The sequence below is a fragment of the Kibdelosporangium philippinense genome (assembly GCF_021390435.2).
Taxonomy (GTDB): Bacteria; Actinomycetota; Actinomycetes; order Mycobacteriales; family Pseudonocardiaceae; genus Kibdelosporangium; species Kibdelosporangium philippinense.
Window position 1 is genome coordinate 379,891 of the sequence record NZ_JAJVCN010000002.1, and the last position, 13,856, is coordinate 393,746.

Genomic DNA, 13,856 nt, shown 5'->3' on the forward strand with positions numbered 1-13,856 from the left:
GTTGACTTCAAGTGTGACCGCAGTGAAACGCCGTGCCCGTGTCCGGGCTCCTGAGCTGGTTGGCCGTGGCTGGTTGAACACCGGTGGCAAGGACGTCCAGCTCAAAGACCTGCGCGGCAAGATCGTGCTGCTCGACTTCTGGACGTTCTGCTGCATCAACTGCCTGCACGTACTGGACGAACTGCGGCCGCTGGAAGAGGAGTTCGCCGATGTCCTGGTGACGGTCGGCGTGCATTCGCCGAAGTTCGTGCACGAGGCGGACCTGGACGCGTTGACGGCCGCGGTCGAGCGCTACGAAGTCGACCACCCCGTGCTCGACGACCCGGAGCTGACGACCTGGCAGAACTACGCGGTCAAAGCGTGGCCAACGCTTGTTGTCGTCGACCCGGAGGGCTACGTCGTTCACGTGGCCGCGGGCGAGGGCCATGCAGAAGCACTCAAAAGGGTGATTCGCGAGCTCGTCACCGAACACGAGGCCAAAGGCACGCTGCACCGAGGCGACGGCCCATACTCCCCGCCGGAGAAGCAGCACACCGAACTGCGGTTCCCGTCCAAGGTTGTCGTTACGCCACAAGGGACTCTGCTCGTCGCCGACGCCGCCAACCACAGCATCGCCGAGCTCGAAGCCGATGGCGAAACCCTGATCCGGCGGATCGGGACTGGCCACAGAGGACACAAGGACGGCCCCGGCCCGGAGTTCTCCGAACCCGCCGGGATTGCTTTGCTGCCAACGGAAATTACCCAAACGACCGGCTATCACGCCGTCATCGCCGACACCGTCAACCACCTGCTGCGCGGGTTGAACCTCGACACCGGCGAAGTCACGACCATCGCAGGCACAGGCGAACAATGGCGCAACGGGCCCACCGAAGGACCGGCGACCGAAGTAGACCTCTCCAGCCCCTGGGACGTGGCCTGGTGGGACGGCCAGGTCATCATTGCCATGGCTGGCAACCACACCCTCAGCGCGTTCGACCCAATCAACCGCACAGTCAAGAGGTACGCGGGAACGACGGTCGAAGGCCTGCACGACGGTCCAGCGAGCGAAGCCTTCTTCGCGCAAACCTCCGGCCTCGCGGCCACCGATGACCGGCTGTGGCTGGTCGACTCCGAAACGTCTGCGCTGCGGTGGATCGATACCGATCACGTTGTGCACACGGCGATCGGCAAGGGCCTGTTCGACTTCGGCCACCGCGACGGCGACAAGGACCAGGCGCTGTTGCAGCATCCGCTTGGTGTCACGGTCCTCGGTGACGGCAGCGTCGCCATCGCGGACACCTACAACGGGGCGATTCGGCGGTTCGACCCGGAAACCGGGCAGGTTTCCACTCTCGCCGACGGCATCAAGGAGCCGTCTGGCGCCGCGATCGTCGATGGGCGGCTCGTTGTCGTCGCGTCGGCCGCGCACCGGCTTGAGTGGCCCATCTCACCCGGTGACAACGAGCAATTGGTCGCTGGCAAAGCGCATCAAGTCAAGCGGCCGCCCACTGTTCTCGCGCCTGGCGAGGTCGAACTAGTTGTCGTCTTCCAGCCGCCGCCCGGGCAGAAACTTGACGAGCGATACGGCCCGTCGACCCGGTTGGAGATCACTTCCTCCCCGCCGGAACTGCTGGTCGAGGGCACCGGCGTCACCACAACACTCAGTCGGCGGCTTGTGCTGGCCGACGGCATCGGCATGGGTGTGCTGCATGTCGTCGCGCAGGCCGCGAGCTGCGATGACGATCCCTCGATCGAGCATCCGGCATGCCGTCTGACCAGGCAGGATTGGGGTGTGCCCATCCAGATGGATGAGGGTGGCTTGCGTCGTTTGCCGCTGATGTTGGGCGGAATGGACGACTGATAAGGTGCCGTGCCCTTATCGGGCCTGTCCGGCGGACAAGTACGATTCGCCTTGTGTCCGAACTCAAACTCGAGATCCAGATGCTGCACGACCGCGTGCTCGTGCGGATCTCACCCGAGGATGGGGAACGGCGAAGCACAGGCGGCATCGTCATCCCGGCAACCGCGCAGATGGCGCGCAGGCTGGCATGGGGTGACGTTCTGGGGGTCGGCAACAGCGTCCGGCAGGTCAAGGTTGGTGACCGGGTGTTGTTCAACCCCGAGGACCAGCTCGAAGTCGAGGTGCAGGCGCAGACCTACCTGGTTATGCGCGAGCGCGACGTGCACGCCATCGCCAGCGAACGCACCGAACACGGAACCGGGCTGTACTTGTAATCCCGCGGAGGATTGAGCCTTGCCGGAACAGCACAACTGGCCGGAGTCGCACAGCGAGCAGACGGATATTTTACCGGCCGTCGCTCAGCCGTCGACTCCTGCGATCGACCCGACGGTGGTGCACAACATCCCACCGTTTCAGGCCACGTCCGCGTACGACGAGCCGACGGTCCGCTGGGGCGACCAGCAGTCTGCTGCCACGCCTGAGCAACCAGCCGAGAGCACCAAGAAGAAGAACCTGCGCAAGCCCGCGCTCGTGGCTGGCGCGGTCCTTGGTGTGCTCGGCGTGCTCTACCTGACCGACTTGTTGTCCAGTCAGGGCGATGTGCCGCGCGGTGTCACGGTCGCGGGTGTCGACGTCGGCGGGCTGACGCGCGCCGCCGCGGAGAAGAAGCTCCGCGACGAGATCGAGCCGCGGCTCAACCAGCCGATCCAGCTCAAGGCAGGCGACTTCACCACCGAGATGCTGCCCGCCAAGGCCGGGCTGACCCCGGACTGGAACAAGACGCTCGACGCCGCCGGTGAGCAGCCGATCAACCCGATCACCCGGCTGTCGTCGTTCTTCAGCGACCGCGAGGTCGGCTTCTCGACTCAGACCGACCAGCAGGCGCTGGGGTCCGCGGTCGAGGAGGTGCGCAGCAAGGTCGACCAGGACACCGTCGAAGGCAGCATCAAGTTCGACGGCGCGACGCCGTCGGTCGTGGAAGCCAAGCAGGGCCGCAAGCTCGACGCCAAGGGCGCGTCCGACCAGATCGTCGCGGAATGGGTCAACGGGCAGCCGATCCAGCTGCCGGTGGCGCTGACCGAGGCGAAGGTCTCGCGTGAGGCCGTGCAGGCCGCGTTCGACAAGGCCAAGGCCGCGACGGCCAAGCCGTTCGTGCTGAAGGGCGAAGGCAAGGACGCGACGCTCACGCCGACCCAGATCGCGACGGCGTTGCGGTTCGAGCCGGTGGACAACACCCTGGTCGTGAAGATCGACAACGCCAAGGTCGTCGAGGCGGCCGGCCCGCAGCTGAAGTCCTCTGAGAAGGAAGGCAAGGACGCCACCATCGTGTTCGAAGGTGGCAAGCCGACCGTGCACCCCTCCGAGGAGGGCAAGAAGGTCGACTGGGATCCGAGCCTCGCCACGTTCCCGGATGTCGTGCAGCAGCAGGACAAGCGCGAGCTGGTGCTGAAGTACACGGTCAAGCCGGCGAAGGTGACCACCGAGCAGGCCAACGCGCTCGGCATCAAGGAGGTCATCGGTGAATACACCACCGGTGGCTTCGTCGCCGAGTCCGGCGTGAACATCCGGACGGTGGCGCAGAAGGTCCAGGGCGCGATCGTCAAGCCGGGCGACACGTTCAGCCTCAACGGTTTCACCGGTCCCCGCGGCCTCGCACAGGGGTACGTCGAAGCAGGCGTGATCAAGGACGGCGCCCCTGGCCGTGAGGTCGGCGGCGGCATCTCCCAGTTCGCGACGACGCTGTACAACGCCTCGTACTTCGCGGGCATGAAGGACGCGGGCCACAAGGAACACAGCTACTGGATCAGCCGCTACCCCAAGGCTCGTGAGGCGACGGTGTTCCAGGACCACGCCGGTCACAGCATCATCGACCTGAAGTTCACCAACGACGCGCAGACCGGTGTGGCGATCCAGACCATCTGGACGCCAGGCAACATCACCGTGCGGCTGTGGGGAACGAAGCGGTACAACGTCGAGTCGATCACTGGCGGAGAGACCAACCCGACCCAGCCGCAGGAGAAGGCAGGCCCGCCGCAGAACTGCAAGGCCAGCAACGGTTCGCACGGCTTCACGGTGACCGACACCCGGGTGATCAAGGACCTCAACGGTCGGGAGATTCGCCGGGAGAACCGGACGATGAAGTACAACCCGCAGCCCAAGATCACCTGCCCACCGCCTGCGTGAAACCCCACGTGACCCACGTGACCCACGTGAGTGGTTTGTCCCACTCCAGGCGATAACAGAAGTCCGAACTAACCGCTCACGACAGACGCGAACTGGCAAGGCTGGGCAGCGTGTCGTGAGCGGTTAGTTCTCTACCGGGACAAACCACTCACGACAGGCAAGTACACGAAAGGACGGCGATCCTGGCCTGAATGAACTGGGCCAGGGGTCGCCGCCCTTTTCCTCGCCGCGGGAGCGGTGGGCTTACTGGGTCAGAACGCTGCTTCGTCCAACTCCATGATGGCGTTGTCGGCGGCCTCGACGATCTTGCGACCGGCCGAGAGCTCCGGCAGGACGTTGCGGGCGAAGAAGGACGCCACAGCGACCTTGCCCTCGTAGAAGGCCTTGTCACGGGCGGAGACGTCGCCGGACAACGCCTTCAGGGCGACCTCGGCCTGGCGCAGCAGCAGCCAGCCGATCAGCAGGTCACCGGTGGACAGCAGCAGCCGAACGGTGTGCTGGCCGACCTTGTTGATGTTCTGCGGGTCTTCCTGCGACGAGGTCAGGTGGCCGATCAGCGCGCCGATGATGCCCTGCACGTCCTCAAGTGCTTGCTTGAGTAACGCGCGCTCTTCCTTCAGGCGGCCGTTTCCGCCCTCGGTCGACAGGAACTCGTTGATCTCGCCGGCCACGTACGCCAGCGCCTGACCCTTGTCCCGCACGATCTTGCGGAAGAAGAAGTCGAGCGACTGGATCGCGGTCGTGCCCTCGTACAGCGAGTCGATCTTGGCGTCCCTGATGTACTGCTCGATCGGGTAGTCCTGCAGGAAGCCGGAACCGCCGAGGATCTGCAGCGACTGGGTCAGCTGCTCGTACGCCCGCTCCGAGCCGACGCCCTTGACGATCGGCAGCAGCAGGTCGTTCACCTGTGCCATCAGCTCTTCGCCGCCGAGCGCGATCCGGTCCTGGAAGGTCGCCGTGTACAGGTACACCGCGCGCAGGCCTTCGGCGTACGCCTTCTGCAGCATCAGGCTGCGGCGCACCTCGGGGTGGTGCGTGATGGTCACGCGGGGCGCCGCCTTGTTGAGCATGTTCGGCAGGTCCGCACCCTGGACGCGCTCCTTGGCGTAGTCCAGCGCGTTCAGGTAGCCGGTCGACAGGGTCGCGATCGCCTTGGTACCGACCATCATCCGGGCGTACTCGATCACCTGGAACATCTGCGCGATGCCGTTGTGCACCTCGCCGAGCAGCCAGCCGACGGCGGGCTTGTCGTGCTGCCCGAAGGTCAGCTCGCACGTGGCCGAGGCGTTCAGGCCCATCTTGTGCTCGACGTTGGTCACGTAGGCGCCGTTGCGCTCGCCCAGTTCGCCCGTCTGCGGGTCGAAGTGGAACTTGGGTACCAGGAAGAGGCTGAGGCCCTTGGTGCCTGGCCTTGTCTCGATTCCCGGGCCTTCCGGCCTGGCCAGCACCAGGTGCATGATGTTCTCGGTCATGTCCTGGTCGGCTGAGGTGATGAAGCGCTTCACGCCGTCCAGGTGCCAGGTGCCGTCTTCCTGCAGCACGGCCTTGGTACGCGCGGCGCCGACGTCGGAGCCGGCGTCGGGCTCGGTCAGCACCATGGTGGCGCCCCAGCCGCGCTCGATCATCACCTCGGCCCAGTGCCTCTGCTCGTCGGTGCCGTTGCGGTGCACGACCTCGGCGAAGTTCGGGCCGGCCATGTACATGAAGATCGCCGGGTTGGCGCCGAGGATCAGCTCGGCCGCCGCCCAGGTCACCGACGGCGGAATGCCGAGGCCACCGAGGTCGTTGCTCAGGCCGATCCGGTACCACTCGCCGTCCCACAGCGCCTGGTAGGACTTCTTGAAGCTCTCGGGGAGCGTCACCGAGAAGGTCTTCGGGTCGTACGTGGTGCCCTTGCGGTCACCTTCGACGAACGAGTCGGCCAGCGGGCCGGTCGCCACCTTGTTCAGCTCCGCGAGCACGCCACGCGCCGTCTCCTCGTCCGCTTCCGCGTACGGGCCGGTGCCGAGCCGCTCCTGGACGTTGAACACCTCGAAGAGGTTGAACTCCAGGTCGCGAACGTTGCTCTTGTAGTGGGCCATGGGTCGCTCCCCTGTGTGTCTGCGTTTCCGGGGCAGGCTTGTGCTACTCGCCGGTAACAATAGAATATTACTTGCCGGTAACCCGAGCAAGCAGATCCCGCCGATGTGGTGAAGGAAACGGTCCAGTGGTTGCGATCGTGACCACTAGTAGGGGTGGTCTTCCTGGTTGACCGTGAGCACACCGGAGCGGAACGCGACCGCGACGGCGTGCGTGCGGTCCCGTGCGGACAGCTTGCGCAGGATGCTCTTCACATGAGTGCGAACGGTCTCCACAGATACGTACAGCACCTTGGCGATCGCCTGGTTCTCCAACCCGTCGGCGATGAGCTGCAGCACCTGGTACTCACGCCGGGACAGCGGCTGCTGGCCGTGGTTGGCCACGACCGGCCCGCCCTTGCCCTTGGCTGAGCCGAGCGCGGGCGCCAGCGTCGGATCGATGTACCTGCGTTCGGCATGCACCCGCTGAATCGCCTGGATCAGCTGCGGCGGCTCGCTGCGCCGTGAGATCACGCCGTGCACGCCAGCTGCGATCGCGCCCGCGATGTACTGGGTGTTGCGCTGTGCCTCGCGGATCATCAGCAGAACGCCGAGGTCAGGGTCATTGCCGATGAGCATCCGGGACAGGTGCCAGCGCGGGTCGAGACCGGAGTCGATGATCACCGCGTGCGGCCGGAAGCGTTCACACAGCTGAAGCGCGGCGTGCGGGCTGCCTGCGGCGCCCACCCAACGCAGGCCGCGGGTTCTCATCACGAGTGCGGACAGCCCTTCGCGGACGAGCGGCACCGAATCGACCAAGGCGATCCCCAAGCCACCTTCTGTCGACCGCCCGGTGACGACCGCTCCTGTCGGTCGCACCTGGCGGTGGTCGATGTTGTTCGCCATCCACGCCTCCACGCCGGGTCACTCGTCCGATAGTGCGACGTCAGGACACCTGACTCGTGACGTTGTCGGCGTCTGTGACCGCCGGTAACACAAAAACTCACCCCCACGGGTGATAACTCTTGTCCGATTCCCGACCAATGGACCGGAACCGACGCCTTCGCCCGGGCGTTGGTCAGGCATGGAGATGATGTGGGGCGTGTCACTCCCCGCGCTCGCCGTGTTGCTCATCGGGCTCGCGATCATGGAGTTGGTCTGGCGCCGGATCCGGCGCTCGTGCAAGTCCGGCGCGCCCTTCTCCGGCGTGGCCTTCGACGAGTTCACGGCGTTCCTCCATGGCGGCAAGCGGGTCGAGCTTGAGCAGCGCGTGACGCATTCGCTGATGCGCGAGGAGAGCGAGGACGGAGCGCCACCTCACCATGTAGATCTCGACCGTGGCGTGGTCTTCCTCAATCGCCCAGACGGTGACAGCAAGAAGTAGAACACGTTACAGTTGTCCTTCCTGGCAGTGCGGGGAAGGACGGCATGCTGATGAAGTTCACGGTCGCCATCGCGTTGAGTCCGCTCGATCAGATCACCGAGCTCGCGCGGACCGCACAGGAGTGCGGATATTCGGCGATTGCCTTGCCAGACTCGATTTTCTACCCCGAGAAAGTCGCAGAGGACTATCCATACACACCGGACGGTTCGCGGTTCTGGAACGCCGAGACGCCATGGGTCGACCCGTTCGTGGCGGCCGCCGCGATGGGGGCGGTCACCGATGAGATCAGGTTCTACACCCAAGTACTGAAACTTGGCCCACGAAACCCGCTGCTGCTCGCCCGCCAGGTTCAGTCGGTCGCCTGTCTGACCAACAACCGGTTCGGGCTCGGCGTCGGTATCGGCTGGACGCCGGAGGAGTTCGAGTGGTGCGGCGCGCCCTTCGAGAACCGCGGCGCACGGGTCGACGAGTCGATCGAGGTGCTCAAGCTCGTGCTCGGCGGCGGCATGGTCGAGTACCACGGCCGGTTCTTCGACTTCGACAAGCTGCAGATGAGCCCGGCGCCAAGCGAGCCCGTGCCGTTCTACGTCGGCGGGCACACCGAGCGTGGGCTGCGCCGCGCCGCCAAGATCGGCGACGGCTGGAGCTCGGCGATGATCAAGTTCGACGACCTCAAGGCCACCATTGAGCGGCTCGCGCAGCTGCGCGCGGAGTACGAGCGGGCCGCTGAGCCCTTCGAGATCCAGGCCGTGTGCATCGACCGGTTCGGCATCGACGGGTACCGCCAGCAGTCAGATATCGGTGTCACAGACGCACTCGTGGCGCCGTGGGTGTTCTACGGCGTCGGCATGGACGGCGAGCTCAACGCCAAGAAAGACGGCATCAAGCGGTTCGCTGACGAGATCCTCCACAAGCTCTGATCTGAAAGGACCAATCCATGACCGCCGTGAGTTGGCAGGCGACCGAGACCGAGCACCCGGCCCGTGACGCGTCCCGTAAGTCGATGAGCGCGGTAAGCCGGGGCGCGAAGGAGGAATGGGTCGCGCTCTTCGCGCCCGATGCCGTCATCGAGGACCCGGTCGGCCAGTCGCCGATCGACCCGACCGGTCTCGGGCATCACGGGCACGAGGCGATCCGTGCGTTCTGGGACAAAACGGTCGCGACAGTGGAGCGGTTCGAGTTCAACGTGGTGGACTCGTTCACCGGTGGGAACGAGGTCGCCAACATCGGCACGATCCACGTGTACCTGCCCGGTGACATGCGGATGGACACCCAGGGCGTGTTCGTCTACCGGGTCGGTGACGACGGCTTGATCGTTTCCTTGCGGGCGTTCTGGGAGATGGACCGGGCACTGGGGACCCTGCGCAAAGCTAACGGTTCATCTACATGAAACCGAATCACGAATGTGACTCAGTTGTGGCCTAGACCTTCCCCACCGATGTCACGTCTCCGTAAGACGTACGTCACAAGCCGAGCGCTTGGGTCGACGTTGGAGGTGCGATGGGCACACTGGACTGGGCTGTCGTTGTCGGATATTTCTTCGTGATGGTGGCTATCGGCGTCTGGTCGAAGAGCCGGGTCGCCAACACGAGTGACTTCTTCACAGCCGGCGGCAAGATGCCGTGGTGGCTTTCTGGGATCTCCCACCACATGTCCGGTTACAGCGCTGTCATGTTCGTGGCATTCGCTGGTGAGGCATACCGGTATGGCCTCACGGTTTACGTCTGGTGGGCGCTGACGATCGGTGTCGGTGTCGGCATCGGTGCGTGGCTGTTCGCGCCGCGCTGGAACAGGTTGCGGTCCAAGTACAACGTGGCCTCACCGCTCGAGTACCTGGCGAAGCGCTACAACGTGCCGACCCAGCAGGTGCTCGCCTGGTCGGGCTCGCTGCTCAAGGTGGTCGACATCGCCGCCAAGTGGGCGGCCGTCGCCGTCCTGCTGCGCGGTTTCGCCGGTGTGCCGATCACCTGGGGCATCCTCCTGATCGGCGCCGTGACCATGGTCTACTCGGTGATCGGTGGCCTCTGGGCGGACGCGCTGACCGACTTCGGCCAGTTCATCATCCAGGCCGTCGCCGGCTTCGCGATGTTCGGCGCGGTGATCGCCCACTTCGGCGGCATCTCGTGGATCTGGGAAATGTGGGGCGACCTGCCACCGCAGAACAGCCAGCCGCTGGCCGGGCCGTACACGATCACGTTCTTCCTCGCCCTCTTCCTGATCAAGACGCTGGAATACAACGGCGGCATGTGGAACCTGGCGCAGCGCTACATGGCCGCGCCAGACGGTTCCGCCGCACGTCGCTCGGCCGCGCTGTCCAGCGTGCTGTGGCTGGTCTGGCCGCTCGTGCTGTTCCTGCCGATGTGGGCGGCGCCGCTGATCGTTCCGGGCCTGCCCAACGGCGACGACGCCTACGTCGCCATGGGTCTGCAGATGCTGCCCGCTGGCCTGGTCGGCCTGGTGCTCGCCGGGTTCTTCTCGCACACGATGGCGATGGTGTCCTCGGACGCCAACGTGATCTCCGCGGTGATCACCCGCGACATGCTGCCGCGGATCTGGAAGGGCGCGTCGCGGATGGCCGAGGCGGCCAAGCTGCAGCTCGCCCGGATCACCACGTTCCTGTTCATCGCGGCGAGCATGTTGATCGCGATCAGCACCAGCGGCACCGGTGTGGTCATCAAGATCGTGGTGGACGTGGTCGCGGCGACCGTCGGTGTCATCGGCATCCCGCTGATGCTCGGCCTGCTGCCGTGGTTCCGCCGTTCCGGCCCGCGTGCCGCGCTGTCCGCGGTTCTGCTCGGCCTCGGTGTCTGGGCGACGCTGTTCATCTCGCAGAAGACCGGCGTGACGGTGTCGAAGGAGGCGCTCGTCGCCTACCCGATCCTGACCTCGACGGTGATCTACATCTTCGGCGGGTTGTTCTTCCCAGAGCGCACCGAGCAGCGTGACGAGCTGATCGACACGCTGGAGTCGGATGATCCGACACCGGCGGTGACCGCAAGCAAGTAACCAACGAGAAGTTGCCAACCCCGATTGGCAACGCCGGCTGTGGGCGGGGAGTCCGGACTCCCCGCCCACAGTGCTGTTCTGGCCTGCGAAGACTCCGTTGTGGACCATCGCGCCGTTTCGTCAGTCGGTACGTTTCGTCTACGGTTCACCCTGCGGCCACCATCGGCCTGCCCGGACTGACAATCCGCCGCCAGCAACAAGGTGACATCCCAGGCTCAGCCTCTGACGCTTTGTGATTGACTGGTGACGGCAAGCATCTAAGGTCCCGGTGAGTGACTGCCAGGCTGGGTACACAAGGGGTCGGTGAGTGACAAGAGCACCGCAACGTGCCACGTTCCGCGATGTCTTCGCGCTCGCGGAGTTCCGGGCACTGTGGTTCGCCGAGTTGTTGTCGATTTTCGGCGATCAACTGGCCAGAGTGGCGCTTTCCGTGCTCGTCTTCCAGGAGACCGGCTCGGCCGCGTTGACCGGTCTGACGTACGCGCTGACCTACGCGCCGTCCATCCTCGGTGGGATCTTCCTTTCCGGACTGGCTGACCGTTTCCCGCGACGCGAGGTCATGGTCGGGGTCGACTTGGCCCGTGCCGTGTTGATCCTGCTGGTGGCCATCCCAGGCATGTCGGTGTGGGTACTGGCGGTGCTGGTTGCCGGTGTCTCGTTGCTCAACCCGCCGTTCAAGGCGGCGCAGCTCGCGCTGATGCCGGACGTGCTCGAAGGCGACCGCTACGTCGTCGGCCTCGCGGTGCGCAGCATGACCAACCAGACCGCGCAGCTGATCGGATTCGCCGGCGGCGGTCTGCTGATCGCGGCGATCGATCCGCACCTCGCGCTGGTGATCGACGGCCTCACGTTCATCGCGTCGGCCCTGTTCGTCCGGTTCGGTTTGCAGCGTCGACCGGCCGCGAGGGCGACCGAAGAGGCAGCTAAACGGGCAAACTTCCTCAGCTCGATCAGGCAGGGCGGCCGCCTCGTGTTCGCCGACTCCGGCCTGCGCACCCTGCTGCTCATCACGTGGGTGTCCGGGTTGTTGCCCGTCTACGAAGGACTGGCGGCGCCATACGCGAAGACGTTCGGCGGCGGTTCGTTCGAAGTCGGTCTTCTGCTGGCCAGCGACCCACTAGGTAGTGTTATCGGCGCGTTCGTGTTCACGCGGTGGGTTCATCCAGCTACCCGGCCGAAGCTGATCGGGCCGCTGGCGATCCTCGCGGCGGCGCCGATGCTGGTCGCGTTCCTGCGTCCGGGACTGGTCCCGTCAATGGTGGTTTTCCTGGTGTGCGGAGCACTGGGCACCGTGGCACTGATGCAGGCGACTGCCTCGTTGTCGCTGGCCGTGCCCGACTCGAGCAGGGCGCAGACGATGGGACTGTCGAACACCGGCCTGACGACGGCCATGGGGTTGAGCCCGGCGATTGGAGGTGTGGTCGCGGACGCAACAAACGCACAGACAGCCGTAGGGATATTCGGAGTCGCAGGGATCTTGATCACAGCAGTGCTGGCATGGGTGTGGTTCCGAGCCATTGGCTCAGATCCGCAGCGGTGGATACCAAGCGACACCACACCTACATCCCCAGCCTGAAAGTGATCCGCGGTGACTTCAGCGTGCTGAAGTCACCGGGTTCGGGTCACTGGTCTCGACCGCACATCGCCAACCACCTTTCCTCGACGCAAATTAAAATACACACCTCCGGCTCTGGCCAAAAGAAGCGTCTGGATGGAAACTGTCTGTAGATGAGTTGGTCGCCCAGCGCGAGCAAGAGGGGTACACGAGGGGAATGGGGGCTCCCATGAAAAGCGAAGCAACGGAGGATCCGCCCCGGCGACGTTGGGTCGCCGTCGGTGAATGGTCGTTGTGGCAGCGGCCGCGCCATTGGGTTTATTTCACGCTCAGTACTGAAGCGGTTACTGTTGGCTTGACCGTCGCCGCTTTCTTCATCTTCCCGATCGCGGGCGATGACGTGGGACTTTTCGCGTTTCTCGCGGCGCTCGGCCTTGTACACACCGAGGCGACGCGCAAGATCGAGCGGATGCGGCGAACACTCAACGTGACCCCGCACATCAACATGACCTCGGTCTGGATGCTGCCCGCGGCACTGCTGCTCCCGCCGCCGCTCGTCGCGCTGCTCGCCGTCGTGCTGTACACGCATCTGGGGATGCGCAGCTGGGGGAACCTCGAGCACGTCGCGGTGCACAAGACCGTGACCAACGCCAGCACGATGATCCTGTCGTGTTACGCGACCGCGTTCGCGGCCACCTTCTTCCTGACCGGGCCGATCACCGCGACGCTCGACGTCAAGGCCATCTCGCTCGCGGTCATCGCGGGCGTGATCGTGCACTTCCTGGTCGCTTTGATCATCACCATCATCGCCCTCTACCTGGCCGAACCGGACCAGGCAACGCCAGAGCGGCTGTTCGGTAGCTACGACGACAACGCACTCGAGCTGACCACGCTGTGCCTCGGCGGCCTGATGATCCTGGTGCTGATGCACCAGCCGGTGCTGTCCATGCTGATGTTCCTGCCGATGTTCGTGCTGCAGCGCTCGATGCTGGCCAAGCAGCTCGAGGAGATGGCGTCAAAGGACATGAAGACGGGCCTGCTCAACGCTGTGACCTGGCACAACCGTGGTGAGCGGGAGATATCCCGCGCCGACCGGTCGGCTGGCGAGTTCAGCGTGCTGATGATCGACCTCGACTACTTCAAGAAGATCAACGACACCTACGGTCACCTGGCCGGCGACGACATGTTGATCTCGCTGGCCGAGCTGCTGAAACGCGAGACGAGGTCGCACGACCTGGTCGGCCGGTTCGGCGGTGAGGAGTTCGTGGTCCTGCTGGCAGGCGCGTCCGAGCGGGAGGCGCTGGCCGCGGCTGACCGGATCCGTGAGTTGATCGTTGAGCTGGTGGTCGAGACCCGCACGAACGAGGGCACGCCGGTGACGATCACCGACCGCACGGCATCCATTGGAGTGGCTTCGTATCCCACGGCTGGGGAAAGCCTCGACGAAGTTCTTGCCGCCGCGGACGCGGCAGTGTACGTGGCCAAAGAGAGCGGTCGAAATCGGGTTGTCGGTGCCGCGAATCGAAAAGCCCTGGTCGCGACTGCGGGTTAGCAAGCCGCCGGAAATATAAGCTGAAAGTAACCGCCGTCCTGCGACGGCGGTTACTTTTGTTCTATCCCTTTGCCGGGTGATTTACACAACTGGACCTACTTGAATACCCAAAGAACATCGTTTTGAAACGGTCCATTGGAAATGGTTCAGTTTGTCTGACAGCTGAACAAAACCAGCAG

General features: G+C 64.8%; 11 protein-coding genes. 9 read left to right on the forward strand and 2 right to left on the reverse strand.

The genetic code is table 11. From position 1 onward, the window contains the following. The first annotated feature begins 13 nt into the window (after positions 1 to 13). The 3 genes from LWC34_RS20600 to LWC34_RS20610 all read left to right on the forward strand — a co-directional run bounded on the left by LWC34_RS20600 (position 14) and on the right by LWC34_RS20610 (position 4,123). Complete coding sequence (locus LWC34_RS20600; protein WP_233726798.1) at positions 14 to 1,840, forward strand: NHL domain-containing thioredoxin family protein; 1,827 nt, start codon at positions 14 to 16, stop codon at positions 1,838 to 1,840. Positions 1,841 to 1,920: 80 nt separating this feature from the next. Then, positions 1,921 to 2,214 carry a GroES family chaperonin gene (locus LWC34_RS20605; protein WP_051793916.1) on the forward strand — a complete coding sequence of 98 codons (294 nt, stop codon included), beginning with the start codon at positions 1,921 to 1,923 and terminating at the stop codon, positions 2,212 to 2,214. Positions 2,215 to 2,233: 19 nt separating this feature from the next. Further along, on the forward strand, positions 2,234 to 4,123 hold the full coding sequence (locus tag LWC34_RS20610; protein WP_233726799.1) for a VanW family protein: 1,890 nt from the start codon (positions 2,234 to 2,236) through the stop codon (positions 4,121 to 4,123). A gap of 251 nt (positions 4,124 to 4,374) precedes the next feature. Here LWC34_RS20610 and LWC34_RS20615 read toward each other — a convergent pair whose 3' ends face one another. Further along, positions 4,375 to 6,204, reverse strand: coding sequence for an acyl-CoA dehydrogenase (locus tag LWC34_RS20615; RefSeq protein WP_233726800.1), 1,830 nt, complete (start codon positions 6,202 to 6,204; stop codon positions 4,375 to 4,377). Between the two features lie 144 nt (positions 6,205 to 6,348). Next, positions 6,349 to 7,086: a response regulator transcription factor gene (locus LWC34_RS20620; protein WP_233726801.1), complete on the reverse strand. Its 738-nt coding sequence runs from the start codon at positions 7,084 to 7,086 to the stop codon at positions 6,349 to 6,351. Between the two features lie 196 nt (positions 7,087 to 7,282). Between LWC34_RS20620 and LWC34_RS20625 the strand changes: the two genes are divergently transcribed. From LWC34_RS20625 to LWC34_RS20650, 6 genes are all read left to right on the forward strand, one after another. Beyond that, positions 7,283 to 7,564, forward strand: a complete 282-nt coding sequence (locus LWC34_RS20625) for a DUF6191 domain-containing protein (protein WP_233726802.1) — start codon at positions 7,283 to 7,285, stop codon at positions 7,562 to 7,564. 50 nt (positions 7,565 to 7,614) lie between these two features. Next, the gene (locus LWC34_RS20630; RefSeq protein ID WP_233726803.1) at positions 7,615 to 8,484 is read left to right on the forward strand and encodes a TIGR03619 family F420-dependent LLM class oxidoreductase; all 870 of its coding nucleotides are present in this window, start codon (positions 7,615 to 7,617) and stop codon (positions 8,482 to 8,484) included. 17 nt (positions 8,485 to 8,501) lie between these two features. Continuing rightward, on the forward strand, positions 8,502 to 8,954 hold the full coding sequence (locus tag LWC34_RS20635; RefSeq protein WP_233726804.1) for a nuclear transport factor 2 family protein: 453 nt from the start codon (positions 8,502 to 8,504) through the stop codon (positions 8,952 to 8,954). 110 nt (positions 8,955 to 9,064) lie between these two features. After that, positions 9,065 to 10,570, forward strand: a complete 1,506-nt coding sequence (locus LWC34_RS20640) for a sodium:solute symporter family protein (RefSeq protein ID WP_233726805.1) — start codon at positions 9,065 to 9,067, stop codon at positions 10,568 to 10,570. A gap of 307 nt (positions 10,571 to 10,877) precedes the next feature. Then, on the forward strand, positions 10,878 to 12,146 hold the full coding sequence (locus LWC34_RS20645; RefSeq protein ID WP_233726806.1) for an MFS transporter: 1,269 nt from the start codon (positions 10,878 to 10,880) through the stop codon (positions 12,144 to 12,146). 208 nt (positions 12,147 to 12,354) lie between these two features. Continuing rightward, positions 12,355 to 13,677 carry a GGDEF domain-containing protein gene (locus LWC34_RS20650; protein WP_233726807.1) on the forward strand — a complete coding sequence of 441 codons (1,323 nt, stop codon included), beginning with the start codon at positions 12,355 to 12,357 and terminating at the stop codon, positions 13,675 to 13,677. Positions 13,678 to 13,856 lie beyond the last annotated feature (179 nt).